19 protein-coding genes and 4 pseudogenes are annotated in these 17,831 nt (G+C 68.7%); 7 read left to right on the top strand and 16 right to left on the bottom strand.

The annotated features are described in order from the left end of the window. Positions 1–6 precede the first annotated feature (6 nt). The 11 genes from OHB41_RS36120 to OHB41_RS36070 all read right to left on the bottom strand — a co-directional run bounded on the left by OHB41_RS36120 (position 7) and on the right by OHB41_RS36070 (position 9,448). The gene (locus tag OHB41_RS36120) at positions 7–924 is read right to left on the bottom strand and encodes a glutamate ABC transporter substrate-binding protein (protein ID WP_266703108.1); all 918 of its coding nucleotides are present in this window, start codon (positions 922–924) and stop codon (positions 7–9) included. 16 nt (positions 925–940) lie between these two features. After that, complete coding sequence (locus tag OHB41_RS36115) at positions 941–1,684, bottom strand: amino acid ABC transporter ATP-binding protein (protein ID WP_266703106.1); 744 nt, start codon at positions 1,682–1,684, stop codon at positions 941–943. A gap of 158 nt (positions 1,685–1,842) precedes the next feature. Next, positions 1,843–2,283, bottom strand: coding sequence for a DUF6278 family protein (locus tag OHB41_RS36110; RefSeq protein ID WP_266703104.1), 441 nt, complete (start codon positions 2,281–2,283; stop codon positions 1,843–1,845). 74 nt (positions 2,284–2,357) lie between these two features. Beyond that, positions 2,358–3,137, bottom strand: coding sequence for an exodeoxyribonuclease III (locus OHB41_RS36105; protein WP_266703102.1), 780 nt, complete (start codon positions 3,135–3,137; stop codon positions 2,358–2,360). Positions 3,138–3,207: 70 nt separating this feature from the next. Further along, positions 3,208–3,843 carry an MBL fold metallo-hydrolase gene (locus OHB41_RS36100; protein ID WP_266703100.1) on the bottom strand — a complete coding sequence of 212 codons (636 nt, stop codon included), beginning with the start codon at positions 3,841–3,843 and terminating at the stop codon, positions 3,208–3,210. A gap of 67 nt (positions 3,844–3,910) precedes the next feature. Continuing rightward, the gene (gene pcaDC, locus OHB41_RS36095) at positions 3,911–5,209 is read right to left on the bottom strand and encodes a bifunctional 3-oxoadipate enol-lactonase/4-carboxymuconolactone decarboxylase PcaDC (RefSeq protein ID WP_266703098.1); all 1,299 of its coding nucleotides are present in this window, start codon (positions 5,207–5,209) and stop codon (positions 3,911–3,913) included. A 605-nt stretch (positions 5,210–5,814) separates the two neighbouring features. Next, entirely contained in the window at positions 5,815–6,003 is a 189-nt protein-coding gene (locus OHB41_RS36090) for a DUF6381 family protein (protein WP_266703096.1), read from the bottom strand. An 800-nt stretch (positions 6,004–6,803) separates the two neighbouring features. Beyond that, positions 6,804–7,049: a DUF5133 domain-containing protein gene (locus OHB41_RS36085; protein WP_266703094.1), complete on the bottom strand. Its 246-nt coding sequence runs from the start codon at positions 7,047–7,049 to the stop codon at positions 6,804–6,806. A 288-nt stretch (positions 7,050–7,337) separates the two neighbouring features. Further along, on the bottom strand, positions 7,338–7,514 hold the full coding sequence (locus OHB41_RS36080) for a CsbD family protein (protein ID WP_266703092.1): 177 nt from the start codon (positions 7,512–7,514) through the stop codon (positions 7,338–7,340). A gap of 110 nt (positions 7,515–7,624) precedes the next feature. Continuing rightward, on the bottom strand, positions 7,625–7,960 hold the full coding sequence (locus OHB41_RS36075; RefSeq protein WP_266703090.1) for a helix-turn-helix transcriptional regulator: 336 nt from the start codon (positions 7,958–7,960) through the stop codon (positions 7,625–7,627). A gap of 294 nt (positions 7,961–8,254) precedes the next feature. Beyond that, positions 8,255–9,448: an alcohol dehydrogenase catalytic domain-containing protein gene (locus tag OHB41_RS36070; protein WP_266703088.1), complete on the bottom strand. Its 1,194-nt coding sequence runs from the start codon at positions 9,446–9,448 to the stop codon at positions 8,255–8,257. A 228-nt stretch (positions 9,449–9,676) separates the two neighbouring features. On the opposite strand from OHB41_RS36070, the pseudogene OHB41_RS36065 reads away from it, so the two are divergent. Further along, positions 9,677–9,996 (top strand): annotated as a pseudogene (locus tag OHB41_RS36065) (P-loop NTPase family protein); the annotation flags it as partial. Positions 9,997–10,017: 21 nt separating this feature from the next. Here the strand turns inward: OHB41_RS36065 and OHB41_RS36060 are convergent. After that, positions 10,018–10,428, bottom strand: a complete 411-nt coding sequence (locus OHB41_RS36060; RefSeq protein ID WP_266703086.1) for a winged helix-turn-helix transcriptional regulator — start codon at positions 10,426–10,428, stop codon at positions 10,018–10,020. Between the two features lie 156 nt (positions 10,429–10,584). Here OHB41_RS36060 and OHB41_RS36055 point away from each other — a divergent pair. Then, positions 10,585–11,106 (top strand): annotated as a pseudogene (locus tag OHB41_RS36055) (alpha/beta fold hydrolase); the annotation flags it as partial. Positions 11,107–11,143: 37 nt separating this feature from the next. Here OHB41_RS36055 and OHB41_RS36050 read toward each other — a convergent pair. Further along, positions 11,144–11,404, bottom strand: a pseudogene (locus OHB41_RS36050) (IS1380 family transposase); the annotation flags it as partial. A 412-nt stretch (positions 11,405–11,816) separates the two neighbouring features. On the opposite strand from OHB41_RS36050, the gene OHB41_RS36045 reads away from it, so the two are divergent. The 4 genes and pseudogenes from OHB41_RS36045 to OHB41_RS36025 all read left to right on the top strand — a co-directional run bounded on the left by OHB41_RS36045 (position 11,817) and on the right by OHB41_RS36025 (position 14,945). Further along, the gene (locus tag OHB41_RS36045) at positions 11,817–12,650 is read left to right on the top strand and encodes a helix-turn-helix domain-containing protein (protein WP_266703084.1); all 834 of its coding nucleotides are present in this window, start codon (positions 11,817–11,819) and stop codon (positions 12,648–12,650) included. A gap of 152 nt (positions 12,651–12,802) precedes the next feature. Beyond that, positions 12,803–13,495 carry an SDR family NAD(P)-dependent oxidoreductase gene (locus OHB41_RS36040; RefSeq protein WP_266703082.1) on the top strand — a complete coding sequence of 231 codons (693 nt, stop codon included), beginning with the start codon at positions 12,803–12,805 and terminating at the stop codon, positions 13,493–13,495. Between the two features lie 90 nt (positions 13,496–13,585). Then, positions 13,586–14,180: pseudogene (locus OHB41_RS52685) on the top strand (transposase); the annotation flags it as partial. A 411-nt stretch (positions 14,181–14,591) separates the two neighbouring features. Further along, positions 14,592–14,945, top strand: a complete 354-nt coding sequence (locus tag OHB41_RS36025; RefSeq protein ID WP_266703080.1) for a PRC-barrel domain-containing protein — start codon at positions 14,592–14,594, stop codon at positions 14,943–14,945. 199 nt (positions 14,946–15,144) lie between these two features. Here OHB41_RS36025 and OHB41_RS36020 read toward each other — a convergent pair whose 3' ends face one another. Next, positions 15,145–15,303 (bottom strand): CsbD family protein, encoded by a 159-nt coding sequence (locus OHB41_RS36020; protein ID WP_248002250.1) that lies wholly within the window; start codon positions 15,301–15,303, stop codon positions 15,145–15,147. A gap of 229 nt (positions 15,304–15,532) precedes the next feature. Continuing rightward, the gene (locus OHB41_RS36015) at positions 15,533–15,994 is read right to left on the bottom strand and encodes a GNAT family N-acetyltransferase (protein ID WP_266706394.1); all 462 of its coding nucleotides are present in this window, start codon (positions 15,992–15,994) and stop codon (positions 15,533–15,535) included. A 480-nt stretch (positions 15,995–16,474) separates the two neighbouring features. On the opposite strand from OHB41_RS36015, the gene OHB41_RS36010 reads away from it, so the two are divergent. Further along, the gene (locus OHB41_RS36010; protein ID WP_266703076.1) at positions 16,475–16,642 is read left to right on the top strand and encodes a hypothetical protein; all 168 of its coding nucleotides are present in this window, start codon (positions 16,475–16,477) and stop codon (positions 16,640–16,642) included. 110 nt (positions 16,643–16,752) lie between these two features. Here the strand turns inward: OHB41_RS36010 and OHB41_RS36005 are convergent, their stop codons facing one another. Further along, positions 16,753–17,718 carry a YihY/virulence factor BrkB family protein gene (locus OHB41_RS36005; protein WP_266703074.1) on the bottom strand — a complete coding sequence of 322 codons (966 nt, stop codon included), beginning with the start codon at positions 17,716–17,718 and terminating at the stop codon, positions 16,753–16,755. Positions 17,719–17,831 lie beyond the last annotated feature (113 nt).

Raw genomic sequence — 17,831 nt, 5'->3', positions numbered from 1 at the left:
CCTCGTTCAGCTCGCCGGGTAGCGGTCGATGGCGGGCGGGGCGGGCGCGGGTACTCCGGAGAGCCCGAGCGTCGCCTCGTACGCCCTCTTCCAGTCGCCGTTCTTCTCCCGGGCCTCCAGCGCGTCGTCGAGTGCGTAGCGCAACGCGTTGTCCCCGCGCGGGACACCGATGCCGTAGGGCTCCTTGGAGAACGGCTTGCCGACGACCTTGAGTTCGTCGGGGACCTTCGCCGCGTAGCCGATCAGGATCGCGTCGTCGGTGGTGACGGCGTCGACCTGGTAGGTGAGCAGGTTGTCGACGCAGACCGAGTAGGTGTCGTAGGCGACGAGTGTGGCCCTCGGGTAGTCCGTTCTGATGCGCTGGTACGGCGTCGAACCGGCCGCCGAGCAGACGCGTTTGCCGGCCAGGTCCTGGGGTCCGTGGATGTCGTTCTCGTCCCTGCGGACCAGCAGGGACTGGCCGGCCATGTAGTACGGGCCCGCGAAGCCGACGAGCCTCTTGCGCAGGTCGTTGATGGTGTAGGTGCCGACGTAGTAGTCGATCTGGCCGTTCTGCAGGGCGGTTTCGCGGTTGGCCGAGGCGACCGTCCTGAAGTTGACGGTCTTCGGGTCGAAGCCGAGTGAGGCCGCCATCATCCTGGCGATCTCGATGTCGAAGCCGGCGTACGTGCCGGTCGCCGGGTCCCTCTCGCCCAGGTACGGCTGGTCCTCCTTGACGCCGACGTTCAAGTAGCCGCGCTTCCGCGCCCGTTCCCAGGTGGGCGAGTCGGGGAGCTCGAAGCCCTTCGCGACCTCGTAGGTGGGCAGCTTCTCGGCGGCCGGTCCCTTGGTGGGCGGGCTGCCCTCCTTGCCGCAGCCGGAGACGGTGGCGAGCAGCGCGGTGATCGCCACCAGGGCGAGGCGCACACGTGTGGTACGGAACATGCGGTGCACTCCCCGCTCAGTGCTTGAGGATCTTGGAGAGGAAGTCCTTGGCGCGGTCGCTGCGCGGGTTGGTGAAGAACTCCTCGGGGGCGCGGTCCTCGACGATGCGGCCGTCGGACATGAAGACGACACGGTTGGCGGCGGAGCGCGCGAAGCCCATCTCGTGGGTGACGACGACCATGGTCATGCCGTCGCGCGCGAGCTGCTGCATGACCTCCAGCACCTCGTTGATCATCTCCGGGTCGAGGGCCGACGTCGGTTCGTCGAACAGCAGTGCCTTGGGGTCCATGGCGAGGGCGCGGGCGATGGCGACGCGCTGTTGCTGGCCGCCGGAGAGCTGTGCCGGATACTTGGGGGCCTGCGCGGCGAGGCCCACGCGGTCCAGGAGTTCACGGGAGCGCCGGTCCGCCTCCTCCTTCTTGCGGCCGCGGACCTTGATCTGGGCGAGCGAGACGTTCTGCAGGACCGTCTTGTGCGCGAAGAGGTTGAAGGACTGGAAGACCATCCCGACCTCGGCACGGAGCCCGGCGAGCGCCCTGCCCTCGTCCGGCAGCGGCCGGCCGTCCAGCCTGATGACCCCCGACTGGACGGTCTCCAGCCGGTTGATCGTTCGGCACAGCGTCGACTTGCCCGACCCCGACGGGCCGATGACGACGACCACCTCCCCCTTGGCGACGGTGAGGTCGATGTCCTGCAGGACATGCAGCTCGCCGAAGTACTTGTTCACGCCCTGCAGTTCGATCAGAGGATCGACAGCCATGCCCGGCCCTACCCACTCTCAGCTGTGTCGCAGTTGCCGCAAACTATCCGGGCAAGATGACGCTCAATGCGCGACACGCACTTTTCGGGCATTAGCCGTATTTATCAAGTTTCAGGTTTACAGCGCGCCGGTTCGGGAGGGGAACGGCAGCCGCCGGGTCACCCCTCCGACACCTCCGCGTACAGCTGGGACAGCTCGGGAGCACCGCTGGAGGCCCAGGTGTGACCGGAGGCGACGACGTCGATCTCGCGGCCGGAGGTCAGTCGTACGACCGGCTGGCCGTTGGGCCAGATCTCCCAGGCAGCGCCGGAGACCGTGCGCACGATGACCGAACCGAGGTAGAGGCCCGCGTCGTTGCCGAGCCAGGGCAGGCTCTCCTCGTCGTCGCGCCAGCGCGGCAGCAGCTGGTCCAGCGCCTCCAAGGAGGTGGCGGAGTCGTCGAGTTCGACACCCGCCTGATGCGCCTGCGAGCGCAGCAGCTCGCACTCGGCGAGGAGTTCGGCGATACCCGCCGGATCGTGGTCGCCTTCGGTGAACACGGCCACCCCGAAGGCGAGACCGTGCTTCTTGCGCCAGGTGCCCAAAAAAGGGATGTTCATACGCCCAGCGTGTCATTCCCTCCGTCCGACACACCACAGGCGCGCCCCGGAACGCACCCGCCCGTCCGCGCGGGTCACACGTCGAGGTCCACCACGACGGGCGCGTGGTCCGAGGCCCCCTTGCCCTTGCGCTCCTCACGGTCGACGTACGCGTCGCCGACGGCTTTGGAGAACGCCTCGTTGCCGTACACCAGGTCGATGCGCATGCCCCGGTTCTTGGGGAAGCCGAGCTGGCGGTAGTCCCAGTAGGTGAACGGGTGGTCGTACTTGAGGGGGCGAGGGACCACGTCCGACAGGCCCGTCTCGCGCAGCGAGGTCAGGGCGGCGCGCTCGGCCGGGGTGACGTGCGTGGCACCGTCGAACAGGGAGATGTCCCAGACGTCGTCGTCCGTCGGCGCCACGTTGTAGTCCCCGAGGACGGCGAACGGCCTGCTGCCCGCCGCGTCGCCCGCGACCGCCGCCTTGAGGGCCTCGAACCACTGGAGTTTGTACGCGTAGTGGGGGTGGCCCACCTCGCGGCCGTTCGGCACGTACACCGACCAGACGCGGACCGGGCCGCAGGTCGCGGAGACGGCCCGGGGTTCTTCGACGCCCTCATAGCCGGGGCCGCCCGGCAGTCCCCTGACGACGTCCTCCAGGCCTACGCGCGAGAGCACCGCCACGCCGTTCCACCGGCCGGTCGCGTGCACGGCCGCCTCGTAGCCCAGCTCGCGCAGCTCGTCGACGGGGAACTGCTCGGCGGCGACCTTGGCCTCCTGGAGGCACAGCACGTCCGTGCCGCTGCTCTCCAGCCAGGCCAGCAGCCTGGGGAGGCGGGCGGTGATCGAGTTCACGTTCCAGGTCGCGATGCGCATACCCGACAACCTACCGGGCGGGTACGACAACGGGTCCCCGCGGCCCGCTCCGGCCGGACCCGCCCCGCGCTCAGACCTCCGCCGACGTCCCCGGCGCGAGCCGCAGGTGCTCGGCGCCGCCCAGGGCGCCGATCTGGTGGTCGTAGATCGGGCGGGCGAGATCCGTGAGCAGGGCGTCGTGGATGTCGTACGCGCGCTGGGGCTTGACCTCGCGGACGTACTCGATGACCTCGGCGATCTTGTTCCACGGGGCCATCACCGGGAGCATCAGCGTCTCGACCGGCAGGTCGGGGACGGTGAGGGCGTCGCCCGGGTGGAAGACGCGGCCGCCGTCGACGAGATAGCCGACGTTCGTGATGCGCGGGATGTCCGGGTGGATCACGGCGTGCAGTTCGCCGTGCACCTGGACATCGAAGCCCGCGGCGGTGAACGTGTCGCCGTGGCCGACGGTGTGCACCCGGCCCGGGAAGGCGGCGGAGAGCCGGTCCGCGACCGACTTCAGGGTCCAGACCTCGGCCGCGGGGGCCGCCTCCAGGCCGGCCCGCAGCCGCTCCTCGTCGAAGTGGTCGGGGTGCTCGTGCGTGATCAGGATCGCGTCCGCGCCGACGGCCGCGTCCTCCTCGCTGAAGACGCCCGGGTCGATGACGAGCGCGCGCCCGTCCTTCTCCAGACGGATGCAGGCATGCGACTTCTTCGTGAGCTTCATGGACCCATCCTGCCCCCGCCGGGCGGCCCGTGGCCTGCTCAGCCTGGTGCTTCCACTGCCAGGATGATCACTCCTGGGGCGTGGTCTCCTCCCGGATCACCGCCTGCGCCACCCTGAAAGCGCTGTTCGCGGCCGGGACACCGCAGTACACCGCCGCCTGGAGGAGCACTTCCTTGATCTCGACCGGGGTGAGGCCGTTGCGGAGGGCGGCACGGGTGTGAAAGGCGAGTTCGTCGAGGTGGCCGCCCGCGACCAGCGCGGTGAGCGTGACACAGCTGCGCGAGCGCCGGTCGAGGCCCGGCCGGTCCCAGATCTCGCCCCAGGCGTATCGGGTGACGAACTCCTGGAAGTCCGTGGAGAAGGCGTCCGCCGAGGCCAGCGCCCGGTCGACGTGCGCGTCGCCGAGCACCTCGCGGCGGACCTTGATCCCCGCGTCGTACGGGTCGGGCCTGCCCAGGATCCCGGGCTGGGCGAGGACGGGCGGGGCGATCTCGGCGACGGGCGCGAGGGGCGGGGGCGTGGTGAGCGCCGGCTTCACCGGGGCCGCCGGGATCGCCACCTGGCCGGTCGACGAGTCGTAGGCGGGTTGCCAGGCGGTGGAGAAGTGCCGTACCAGCAGGTCGGTGACCGCGGCGGGCTGCTCCACCGGGACCAGGTGCGAGGCACCGGGCACGACCGCGAGCCGGGCGTCCGGGATCCCGGCGACCAGTGTGCGGGCCTCGGCGGGCCCGGTGACCTGGTCGTCGGAGCCCACGAGCACGAGGGTGGGGACACCGATCCGGCCCAGTTCGGCCCGTATGTCGAACGCGGCGAGCGCCTCGCAGGCGGCGATGTAGCACCCGGGGTCGGTGGTGCGCACCATCTGCACGGCCCACTCGGTGATGGCCGGCTGGGCCGCGGCGAACCCGCCCGTGAACCAGCGCTCGGGCGAGGTGCGGGCGATGGGGTCGAGTCCGTTGGTCCGCACGATCACGCCGCGCTGGCGGAACTCGTCGGCCGATCCGAAGCGGGGCGAGGCGGCGATCACCGCGAGGGAGGCGATCCGCTCCGGGTGGCGCAGGGCCAGTTGGATCCCGAGGGCCCCGCCGAACGCGCAGCCCGCGTAGCCGAAGCGCTGCACCCCGAGCCCGTCGAGTGTGGCGAGCAGCCGCCCCGCGAGTTCGGCGAACGAACCCGCGGGATAGGCGGGGGCCCCGCCGTGGCCCGGCAGGTCGAAGCGGAAGATCCGCCAGTTCTTCGCCAGCTCGGGGATCTGCCGGTCCCACATGTGCCAGGTGGTACCCAGTGAGGGGCCCAGGATCAGGACCGGGGCGTCTTCCGGCCCGTCAAAGCGGTATTGCAGGGTGTTCGGTGGTGTCTCGCTCACCCGTCAGACCCTCTCATGTTCACGAAGTCTCACGTCGCCGGGGCGAACCTGCCGGGTCTTTTCCCAGTTCCTACGGGCAAGGGATTCCTCCTCGGTCACGGCTTCCGGATGGTTCGGGTTCCGGATGGTTCGGGTTCCAGCATCGATTGTGAGGGCACCGACGCGGCTCGACACGACCCACCTGGAAACCTTCCGGAATCTCCCCCACCAGCGGCTTGAACACCACACGGTGAAAGATCCGTCCTCCCCCGGTAGAAGACTCGGCCGTAGCCGGACCGCGTGGCTCACGCCTGCCCCCCGTCGCAACGCCGTGCGGGCCATTCCGTGGGGCGGCTCAGTGACGATCCTCCACGCCCGCCTTCACGTTCACCACCGCCTTCACGCACCACTCCCCGGTGGTCTTCACATTCGTGTGTCCTGCCCACCGGGCGAGGACGTGACCCGGCACGCGGCTGTCGGCCAGGTACCTGTGGCATGACGAACGAGCGTCGTGGGGACGGAGTCGGCGGAGACGGACACGGCGCACGGCCGTTACGCGGGCCGGCCGGCAGTCCGTCGCGGGGGATACGCGACGTCCTGCCGGCCGGTTTCGTGCGGGGGTGGTGTCAGATCATGGGGTCAAGACCCTCGGACGCACCGCCCTGCTGCTGGCTCTGCTCGCGCAGCTTGCGGGCCTTGGCCTGCAGCTTCTCGCGCTCCTGGGGGTCGGAGGCGCTCTGGGCGGCCTCTTCCATCTTCTGGGCCTTCTGACGCATCTGCTGGGCAGAGTCGCGGGACGGGTCTGTTGCGCTCATGGTCACTCCTTTGTGAACGGGAGAGCGGGCCTCATCAGCGAAGCAGCCACTTCAGGTCCGCGCATCCCGGGAGATCACTGATCGTGATCACCGCTGGTGTTCACGTGGGTGTGGGGGTGGCCCTGGTCTCCTTCTCCGCACGGGCTCCCCCTCGCGTCGAAAGGGTGGTCGGTCCGGCTGCGGGGTGGTGCCTCCTGCACCCGGGAGAGCGCGGTGGGCACGTCCGTCTCCCGAAGTCGGGGCTGGTGAAATCCGGTCCCGTGAACCCGGGTCCTGCGGCCGGGCCACCGTCCGGACCGCTGAAGCCCGGACGGCTTTGGCCGGGCAGCGGAATACGGCTGACGGGGTGGTCGTACGAGGCCGCGCCAGGATGGGCGTGTGCCTCACGGAGAAGGGGCAGGATGCCGCGTTCCGGCAGAGCCGCGCCCCAGGCTCCCCCGCCCCAGGCTCCCCCGGCCCGGACGATCTCGCCGCGCGATTCGTCCCGCGCACCGACTTGGAGCGAAGTACGCCATCACGCGGAGCCGTCAGCTGCGGCCCGACGCGACGGCCGACATCGCGGCCGCCGCGACCGCGCCGAAGACCCACACGGTGGTCAAAAGAGCCTGTCCGACCGCCTGTTCAGAATTGAGCACCCGCTGCGATGACGGCGATGGCGCTGGTTCTCACGGCCTGCGGGCTCCCCCATGGCGGCGGAGGCCTTCACGGTTCCGGCGCCCGGTTCGGTTCCGGGGCGGCGGAGTTGGTGATGGCTTCGCAGGAGCGCGCCCAACCGCTTGCCCTGCCAACAGCTACCGCTGCTACGCGGCCAGCGTCTCGTCCGCCTGCGTGCCGCCCTCACGGTCGGTGCCGTACCGCTCCAGCAGGGCGTCCGCTGCCAGCAGAGCCTGCTCCGCCGTCCGGGCCCCGGTCATCACGCACAGCGTGTACGTCACGTCGTCCAGTGCCCGGCTGGTACGGCCGGTGGGGCGGACATCGTGATCGATGCGCGTCTGCGCGAACCGGGCCAGTACCGCGCGCAGTTCCCTCTCCGCCGGAAGGATCATGATGGTTCCTCTCCCCAGAACACAGCTCGCGTGACAGCTGACCGACACCGCGAGAAACAGGTCGCATGTATGCCATCTGGCACCGCACTCAGCACCGAGCCGGCGTCAGGCAGGACTTCATGTGCCCCCAGTCGACAGGCCTATGCCACCGGGCCCCGCCCCAGCCGGCCATTTCCCTGGGCGGCCCGAGAGAGCCGAGCGCGAGACCTTGTGCCCAACGCCGCGTCGCGTGCGGAGCAGCACGAATCCCGGCAGCCGTGACGGCTGCCGGGATCAGGAGTCGTGCGCCTACTTGGGCTTGATGGCGTCCTTGGCCTTTTCCTTGGCCGCGCGCAGGTCACCCTTGGACTCCTCGGTGTGCCCCTCAGCCTTCAGGGACTCGTTGCCGACCGCACCACCGACGACCTTCTTGACCTTGCCCTCGGCCTGCTCGCCCTTGGCCTGAGCCTTCTCGTCCGCAGCCACAACCACTCACACCCTGTCTCACTCGAAATAGGTTCGCTCCTCCGTGTCACCCCGGATTCCACCCTCAAACCGGCGGGCTGCCCCACGGACTCACGGGACTTACGTGGCCCTCACCCGTCTAAGACCGTGTCTACATGGTCAGTTTGAGGAACCGCCGCGACGCCAGCCTCCCGGTACTCGCTGGGGGTCATGCCAGTCACAGCGCGGAAGGCGCGGTAGAGCTGCATCGCGCTGGAGAAACCCGTCTCCAGCGCGATCGTGGAGATCTGCTTGCCCGGATGCGTCCGCAGCATCAGCCGGGCGCGCTCGAGCCGCAGGGAGCGCAGGCGCGCCATGGCGGACTCGCTCGTGCGCTCGAAGAGGCGGAACAGGGTGCGGCGGGAGACGTGCAGGCCCGCGGCGATGCCCTCGGGGTCCAGGTCGGGGTCCGCCAGATGCGCGCGCATGCAGGCCGGCGCCTCGCCGCGACGCAGCGACTCGGACATCCCACACTGACCGGGCGAGGAGGCCGATGAGCGATGCTCCCAGCGCGGATGCCTGGACTCGAGGCGGTGCGCGCCGAGGCGGTCCCCGTCCTCGCGCTGCGCGAGGTTCACGAATCTGCCCGAGGCTCACGGCGTCCTGTCCCGGCGTACGCCGCAGGGATCTTCCCGGGCCTTTCGCCGACCGATGCGTCGGCAAGGCAGGGGTCCGGCCCGCAGCCTCCCCGAACGGGGACTGCGGGCCGGGGAGGGCGGGCCTCAGGCGGGAATGAGGCCGTGGGGGTCGATGATGAACTTGAGGGGCACGCCCGTGTCGAAGGTCGCGTAGGCGTCGGGGGCGTCGTCGAGGCTGATCACCTTCGTGTTGAGCATGGCGCTCAAGTAGGGCATGCGGTCCCACAGGATCGCCATCATCAGCTCGCGGTTGTAGTGCATGATCGGTGCCTGCCCGGCGGCGATCCGCGGCGACTTGATCCAGGCCTTGCCGAAGTCGATCGGGTACGTTCCCTCTTGCTCGGCCTTCGACTTCGCGAGCGGGTCGGGGCCGTAGACGCCGATGACTCCGGTGGCTCCGCCCGCGCGGGTGGCGTCGATCACCTGGTTGATGGCGTAGGCCGGGTCCATGTCCTCGGCCTCGCGGCCGATGCCGTGTGCCTCGGTGCCGACGTAGTCGACTGCGCAGTCGACCATGGGTTCGCCCAGGATGGCCTCGATCTGGTCGGTGAGCGCTGCGTCCTGGCTCAGGTCGATCGTCTCGCAGCCGTTCTTCTTCACCAGCTCCAGGCGGTCCTTGTTGTAGTCGCCGACGATGATGCAGGACGCCCCGAGGAGGCGCGCCGCTGCCGCGGCGCAGCGGCCGACCGGGCCGGCGCCGGCGATGTACACGGTCGAGCCCGGCTTGGCACCGGCCTCCATGAGACCGTGGAACGCGGTGGGCAGGATGTCCGAGAGCACCGCCAGGTCACGGATCTTCGCCATGGCCTGGTCCCTGTCAGGGAAGCGCAGGAGCTGGAAGTCGGCGTACGGGACGAACAGGTACTCGGCCTGGCCGCCGGCCCAGTCGCCCAGGTTGAAGCCGTACGCTCCGCAGGCCACCTTAGGGTTCGTGGTCTCGCAGACGTCGGTCCGGCGCGCCCTGCAGTTGCGACATCGGCCGCAGGCGACGTTGAACGGGACGGAGACGAGGTCGCCCTCACTGAGGAACTCGACGTCGGGGCCGACCTCGATGACCTCCCCGGTCATCTCGTGCCCCATCACCATGCCCTGGGGCACCGGGAAGGACCCGCGGTAGATGTGCAGGTCGCTACCGCAGATGTTGGTGGCGACCATTCTGAGAATGGCGCCATGCGGGGCCTTTTTCCCGTTCGGCATCTGAAGCTTCGGGAAGTCGAGGGACTCGACGCGCATGTCTCTCGGGTTCTGGAAGACGACGGCGCGGTTGCTGCTTGCCATGACAATCTCCTCTGCTGATCCAGGGCGACTCGGCCGTGCAAATGCCGGCGGTCATTTCGGTGGCTTTGCGATCTCGGCTTTCCCAACGTAGGGCTGCCGCCCAACGTATGCATGCCGGAATTCGGACCCTCTATGCCCGCGTGCCATCGCACTAACGCTGCGCGCCACGCCCCCGGCCAAGCACGTTATCTCCATCTGGGCAGGTCCGCGCGTTGTTGGCTTTGAGGGATGACCGACGCAGCAGCGCCCGCTCCCCAGAAGCCCTCGCCCGTCCAGGCCGACGTCCGGGTGATGTGCGCTCACGAGCACAATCTCAAGGACGTGGACCTGACGGTCCCGCGCGACGCAACGCTGTCTTCACCGGCGTCTCGGGGTCGGGCAAGTCTTCCCTCGCCTTCGGCACCACCCTCTACGCGGATTCGCAGCGGCGCTCCTTGGACTCGGTGGCTCCGTATGCCAGGCGTCTGATCGACCAGGCCGGCGCCCCCGATGCCGACTCGATCACCGGGATGCCTCCGGCCGTCGCCCTGCAGCAGCAGCGGAGGGCGCAGCGCCCGCTCGTCGTGGAATCAGGTGTGATTCCCGACAGACCCGGCGGGCGGGGTGTCGGCGCGAGTGTCGTATTCCGCGCGGGCGTCGTCGATGAGCGCCAGGTGCTCGGCAGTCCACTCCAGGAGGGGCAAGGCGGCTTCGCAAAGCGTGCTGCCCATCGGGGTGAGCGCGTAGCTGACATGGGGCGGCATGACGTTGTGGACGGTGCGGGTCAGGATGCCGTCCCGTTCCAGATTGCGCACGGTGACGGTGAGCATGCGCTGACTGATCCCGTCGATGGTGCGCTTGAGTTCGGAGAAGCGCCGCGGCCCTTCTTTCAGGTTGCACACGACCAGAAGCGACCACTTGTCCCCGACCATGGCGAGGACGACGCGGAGCCGACTCGCGTCCTGCTGCTCCGGAATTGACTCACTGTCCGTCACGGTCATCGTTACCTCCAGGGAACCATGGCACCGAAAAGTGCCCTATTGCCCGGCCCGTTTCGGGCACACCATGATGATTGCGGTTCCCAAAGGGAACCGGGATGCGAATGGTAACCGCTGTTTTACTCCGTATATCTCGATGCCTCGACGCCCTGAGAAAGCGTGCTCGTGGGGCACAGCTACGCGGGGGCGGTCATCACGTCCGCGGCCAACCAGGTGCCGGACCGGATCGCGCACCTGGTGTAGGTCGACTCGATGGTTCCGCAGGACGGCGAGACCCCGGTCGACACCCTGCCCGAACTGCAGGGCCTGATCGACCTGGCCGCGGAATCCGATAGCCCGCGGCTCATTCCGCCGCCCCCGGAACAGCCGCCCCCGCTCGGCCTGTTCGGAGTGACGGACCCGGCCGATGTCGCGTGGCTGCGCACGGTGGTCTCGGATCACCCGGTGCGCTGCGTCCAGCAACCGGTCCGGCTGGACAACCCGGCTGCGAACGCGATCCCGCACACCCACATCCGCTGTGACGGCGGGAACGCGGAAGGCTTCACTCTGCCGCCCGTCCCCGCGGTCCAGCCCAACGGTTCTCCGGCGCGGGTGTGGGAACTGCCGACCGGCCACGACTGTATGGTCACCATGCCCGGCGAGCTCTGCGAGTTGCTTCTCAAGGCTGCCGTCAGTCCCTGACATTCGCAGACGGCTTCCTATCGAACCTGGACTCGTAGTGGGCCAACACCAGCACCCCGTCCAGGTCCACGGTCACCTGTCCGCTGGTGTCCGGCGACGATCCCCCGGCCAACTTCCAGACGCGTTTGCGCCCTTCGGCTCGTGCTGATCGGATCGTGGTCAGGGCCTTCGGGCCGGCCGCGGCCAGGGTGTCGATGAGGCGGGAGACGGTCGGGTCGGAGGCCACCGGGCCGAACACGCCGGGCTCGGCCCGCAGCATCCCGACATCAGGCAGGCAGTCCCCGCCCAGCGCGACCGCTGAGGGCTGTCCGTAATCCCCGGTGGATCAGCGCGCGGCGTCGGATGCGGTGCACCGCAAGGCGGAGGGTCGTCCTCGTACTGGGCGTATCCGGGCGATCCGGCAACGCGGCGAGGTGCCGTAACTGTCGTCGTGCGCCCGCCGGGGATTACGGGACAGCCCACCTCGCGAAAACCCCAGGCTAAGAACGACCGGCAATAGGCATCGGGTGTGGGGGAGGATGCAGAGCAGGCAACGGTGACGTAGTGGTTCGACGTGGTGGTCATGCTTGCTCCTCCTGACTCCGAACAGCATCGTTGTGCGCCGTTCACGACTCGACACTGAGCCCCGGGGAGCGTCGGCGGGAGCTACGGGGCTTCGTGGTACAGCGCGCACCACCCAGCGGGGCAGGGTGTGCGGGAGGATGGTGTGCATGGATCAACTCGGCGCCGCGCTGCGTGCGTGGCGGGACCGGCTGGACCCCGTGACGGTGGGCTTCGCACACCGCTCACCCCGTCGGGTCCCCGGTCTGCGACGCACGGAGCTGGCAACGCTGGCCGGCATCTCGGTCGAGTACGTGGTCCGGCTGGAGCAGGGACGGGTGGCGACGCCCTCGGCGCAGGTCTGCTCGGCCCTGGCCCGCGCCCTGCACCTGTCCGACGACGAGCATGCTCACCTTTTGCGCATGGCCGGTCATGCAGCGGATCCGACCCGGGTTCCGCGAATGATCCCGGGGAGCCTGTACCGGATCGTGGACCAGCTCGCCGGCAACCCGCTGGCGATCTACGACGCCACCTGGCAGTTGCTGCACTGGAATCCGCTGTTCGCGGCCACGTTCGGCGATCCCACGGTCCGCGGTGTGGGAGATCGCAACGTCCTGGTCTGGCAGTTCCTGGGTGAGCTGCCCCGGGTCCGGCAGGCAGCGGCCGAGCGGGCGGCGTTCGAGGAGTCCCTCGTCGCCGACCTGCGCGCGACGACGAGCCGGTACCCCGACGATCCCGACCTCGCGGCGTTGGTATCGAGGCTGAACCTCAGCCCACGGTTCTGCGAGTTGTGGAGCCGCCGAGCGGTGGGCGGTCACCAGAGTGCGCACAAACTCGTCCAGCACCCGGATGTCGGAGACATCGCCATGAACTCCGACATCCTCAACACCCAGGACACGAACCTCCGACTCGTGGTGTACACGCCGCAGCCAGGTACCGACGCCCGCAGCAAACTCGAATTCCTTGCGGCCATTGGGGTCCAGAGGATGTCTCCTCAGAAATGAAGGCCCTCGTTCCGCCTCGTCCGGTGGACCAGGCTGCTGGGTGGTACGCGCGGTACCAGGAAGTTCCGTAGCTCCCGCCAACCCTCCCGGGAACCCAGCATGGAGTGCGTGAACAGCGCACGACCGTGCCGTTCGGACCAGGAGGAGCCAGCATGACCACCACATTCATCACCGGGGCCAACAAGTCCCTCGGTTTTGAAACCGCTCGTCGCCTCGTCGAGGCGGGGCACACCGTCCTCCTCGGTGCCCGCCACCGCGAGCGCGGTCGGGCCGCGGCCGAGTCGCTCGGCGCCCGGTTCGTTCAGATCGACGTGACCGACGACGCCTCGGTCCAGGCCGCGGCCGCGGATGTCGCCGCGCATGAGGGAACGATCGACGTCCTGGTCAACAACGCCGGCGTCCTCGGCAAGGTCGGCCCCGTCGAGGAGTACACCGCGGCCGACGTGAGCGCCGTGCTCGACGTGAACGTCGTCGGGATCGTGCGCGTCACGCACGCCTTCCTCCCGCTGCTGCGCAAGTCGCCGAACCCCGTCATCGTCAACGTGTCCAGCGGGATGGGCTCCTTCGGCATGACCCAGGACCCGGCGCGGATCGAGTCGCGGTATGCCCTGCCCCTCTACAGCGCCTCGAAGGCCGCGGTCACGATGCTCACGACGCAGTACGCCAAGGAACTGAAGGACGTGAAGGTCAACGCCGCAGACCCCGGGCAGACCGCGACCGACTTCACCGGCGGCCTCGGAGACAGCGTCGCCGACGGCGCAGAGTCCATCGTGGCCCTCGCGACGATCGGCCCGGACGGGCCGACGGGACAGTTCATCGACCGATCCGGGAACCTCCCGTGGTGAACCTGCCCTGAGCTCAGGGTCGGTCGACCCGCCGCCCTGCGCATACCTCACGCTCCTAATCTCTGCGCAGAGTGATCACGAAGGACGGCCGTGCCCGCGCTGCCAGCTTGCCTGCTCGAACGCTTGTGGGACCAGTTCGCCGCGCTGCGCCCCGTCCGGGAGCCGACGTGAGCGCCGTGCTCGACGTGAACGTCGTCGGGATCGTACGCGTCACGCACGCCTTCCTCCCGCTGCTGCGCAAGTCGCCGAACCCCGTCATCGTCACACGAGCGGATCTCCACGCCCGGATGCTCGGACCGCACCATCCGCCGACGACTCAAAGAGTGGTCCCAGCAGGGGATTTCAAAAGCGCTGCACGCTCGCCCCGAACGCCTACGACCGGATGATCGGCCTCGACCTTGGCGAGATCTCGGTGGACGGCCGCATCACCAAGGCCCCGTCCGGCGGGGAGAAGGCCGGCCGCTCGCCGGTCGACCGGGGCAAGCAGGGGCTGAAGCGCTCCGCCGCCTGCGACGCCCGCGGCGTCCCGCTGGGGATCGTCTCCGAGGGGGCCAATAGGCATGACTCGCCACTGCTCGGACTGACCCTGGACGCCGCGCAGGAGCAGGTCGGCATGCTGCCGGACACCGTGAACGTCAACCTCGACCGGGGCTACGACAGCATCAAGTTCGCGTGGGTCCTCGGATTTGTGATCCGTCCTACGGCGAGCGGCAGTAAGCGTGGCCGCTGGTACCGCTGGTACCGCTGGTAAACGATCCCGAGCAGGGCATTCGCACGGGTGGGCCCCGACGCCGAGGCGTCGGGGCCCACCCGTGTCGCGCCTCGGAATCACCGCGGTGACGAAAGTGGTGATTCTGTCGACTCGGGGAACTCGGAGGTCATGGCCGGGGTGACCGTGACACCAGGAGGCAGGGCGTCCGGCACCCCTCCTCCGACCACCCGGACATTTTCGCCGTACGAATGTGTGGGCTCCAGGAACCGGGGCACTCGGTTTTCTGAGGGAACGTCACCGAATTCGCCGAATTCGCCGATCCCGCAAAATTCCCCACGGTTCGACCGTGGGCAGCACTGAATCTCGATGAGGGAGCCGTTCTTTATGAGTGACAATATCTGGGGCTACCAGCCGACCACCGGCCACACCGCGGGCACCGACCTGATCGGCTACAAGGTCGAGGCCACCGACGGCAGCATCGGCAAGGTCGACAAGCACTCGGACGACGTCAACTCCTCGTACCTCGTCGTCGACACCGGCGTGTGGATCTTCGGTAAGCACGTGCTGCTGCCGGCCGGCACCGTTCGGACGGTCGACCAGGCCGAACGGAAGATCTACGTCGATCTCACCAAGGACCAGATCAAGGACTCCCCCGAGTTCGACAAGGACAAGCACGTCGGCGACGCGGGCTACCACGAGCAGGTCGGCGGCTACTACCAGAACCACCGAGGCGTGTGACCTCGGCGCCATCCCAGAAGTGGGGCCCCCGGAGCTTCTCCGGGGGCCCCACTTCTCGTGCGCCGGTGAGCGCCCGTTGCGAGAGGGCGGCAAGGCGGTGCGGCGCGTCGGTTCAGCTGCGGGCGGGGGCGCGTCGCGGGTACCGAACAGCACTGATCCCGGTCGGCCAACGGGCCGCCGGGATCAGAAGTGGTGCGCCCTACTTGGGCTTGATCGCATCCTTGGCCTTCTCCTTGGCCGCGCGCAGGTCGCCCTTGCGCTCTTCGGCCTTTCCCTTGGCCTTCAGGGACTCGTTGCCGACCGCACCACCGACGACCTTCTTCACCTTGCCCTTGGCCTGATCTCCCTTGCCCGCCACGACAACTCACCCCTGTCTCGCTCGAAAACGATTTGTTTTCCTCGAGTAACCCCATAGTCCATTTTCAAACGCAAAGGTTGCCGCCGGGACTTCCGCCGCCTGACCCATTTAAAAGATGCATAAGATCCGCAAGCGTGGAGATCGCCCCCAGGCCGGTCGAAGCGCTCGGCACCTGGTGGCGTCGACGAACTCACCCAGGCCCGGATCGGCGAGCACTGGACTGGTCACGTCAGCAGGGCGCTGCGTAACAACGAACCGCCACCGTCTGGTGCGGGCTCCACTCCTGCTCGACCGTGGCCATCAGCTCCCAGCCCAGCCGCTCGTACAAGGCTGCCGCGGCAGTGTCGGAGGTGACGACGTCGAGCACCGGGTGCAGCCCGCGACGCCGCGCTTCGTCCACTGCTTGGCCGATCAGCAGCGCGCCGATCCGATGTCCCCTCGCCTGCGGGGCAACGAACAGTCTGCCGACCACGGCGGTCATCCCCCGCGTCGCCCCGTTCCGCTCGCTCCACAGCATCGGGGCCAGATCGCCTTCGCCGCTCTGCGACAAACTGACATGCCCGACCAGGCGGCCTTCGAGTTCGACGACCCAGGAGCCCAGCAGCGGACCGCGTGACAGCCACTCGCCGGGCTGATCAGGCCAGTTCACCGGATAGCCGTCGAGCTGATGGACCTCCGCGAGAACCCGCACGCACTCCTCGACATCGCCATCAGCCCTCTGCCGGACGCAGAGACCCGGCCTCTCATCAGACATTCCGGAGCTCTCGATGTTCACACCGGAATAGAAACACGGGCCACAGAGTCCCAACCACCCACTTTCGGCACGGGCCCCGGCGGACCGTGGTGAAGCCGGTGGAGAGGAGAGCGGAGACCCTCATCTGCCGGCTGCCGAGGGACTGCCAGGCCGTCCAGATGGACACGCTCCACACGAAGAGGAGATCTACTCTGGAAATGCCACGATCCCCCACCGGATCGCGGGACGTACCGGATGTCACTGGCATCGCCTTGTAGCCGCGCGTCCTCGCAAGCCGCTCGCCGCCGACCACGGCAACACCCCGCATCCCGCATCCCGCATCCCGCATCCCGCATCCCGCATCCCGCATCCCGCATCCCGCATCCCGCCACGATCACCCAGCCGCGCCCTCCCGCACGCGAACCGAGGCATCACGCCATGATCCTCTTCTACTTCCTGCTACTCGCCGCGATCGCGCTGGTCGTCGTCGGCGCGACCACTGAAGGCATGCTCTACCTGCTCTCCGCCGGCGTACTGCTCCTCATCGCCGATGTGCTCTATCTCGCCGTGAGATCGGTACTGCACCGCCAGCGTCCGGCCCACTGACGCACCTGCCGCCGCCCGGTCACCATGACGCCCTCGACCGGCGGCCCACCACCGCGTTCGGCTCGCGTCCCGACAGCGATTCAAGCGCCGCACCGAAGTGCCGGTCGTGATCAGAGCTTGCGGGTGTCGCGGGGTTCGGCGTAGGGCTCGTCCCCCGGGGCCTGGCCGCTGTTGATGGCACGTCCGCGTTCGAGTTCGGCGTTGAACTCCAGCCCGAGCAGGATCGCGATATTGGTGATCCACAGCCAGATGAGCGCGACGATGGGGGTGGCGAAGGCGCCGTAGGTCTTGTTGTAGCTGCTGAAGTTGGCGACGTAGAGGGCGAACAACGCGGAGGCGATGAGCCAGATGACCACGGCCAGGAGACCGCCCGGCATCACCCGCCTGATCTGCCGCTTGACGTTCGGCGCGGCCCAGTAGAGCAACGTGATGATCACGACGACCAGGAGGAGCATGACGGGCCACTTGGCGATGTCCCAGGCGGTCACCGCCGTGTCGCCCAGACCCAGGACGGAGCCCATCTTTTCGGCCAGCGTTCCGGTGAAGACGACGCCGACCGCGGTGAGGGCCAGGAGGATCACCACGGCCGCGGTGATGCCGAGACGGACCGGTAGCGTCTTCCAGACGGGCCGGCCCTCGCCGATGTCGTAGACGATGTTGGACGCCCGCATGAAGGCGGCGACGTAGCCGGAGGCCGACCACAGCGCCAGGACGACACCGATGATCAACGCGAGCAGGGCCTTGCCCTGGCCGCCCTTGAGCTGCTCCAGCACGGTGGTGAGGAGATCCCGTACCGACCCGGGCGACATGCTGGAGAGGTTCTTGATCAGCGAGTCGATGGTGGACGGGCCCAGCAGCCCCAGAATGGACACCAGGGCCAGCAGGGCCGGGAAGATCGCCAGGACCCCGTAGTAGGTCAGGGCGGCTGCCCAGTCCGTGAGGTTGTCCTCCTTGAACTCCCGCAGCGTGCGCTTCACGACGCCTTTGAACGAATCACCGTCCCCGGCACCCTTCCGGGCCGGACGGCTGGTGTCGCGGCCGTCGCCACCCACGCGGTCGGGGGGCGGGCGATCCATGCTGCCACTGTCACCGTTCAGGCGCCGGTGACCGCCACCGTGGTCGGCGCCGCTGACATCGCGATATGGCCGGTCGGGGCCGTCGGAGGGGGGCGTTGTCACAGTGACTCCTT

This window comes from Streptomyces sp. NBC_01571, from assembly GCF_026339875.1.
GTDB lineage: Bacteria > Actinomycetota > Actinomycetes > Streptomycetales > Streptomycetaceae > Streptomyces.
This window is presented reverse-complemented; position numbering and strand designations above follow the sequence as displayed.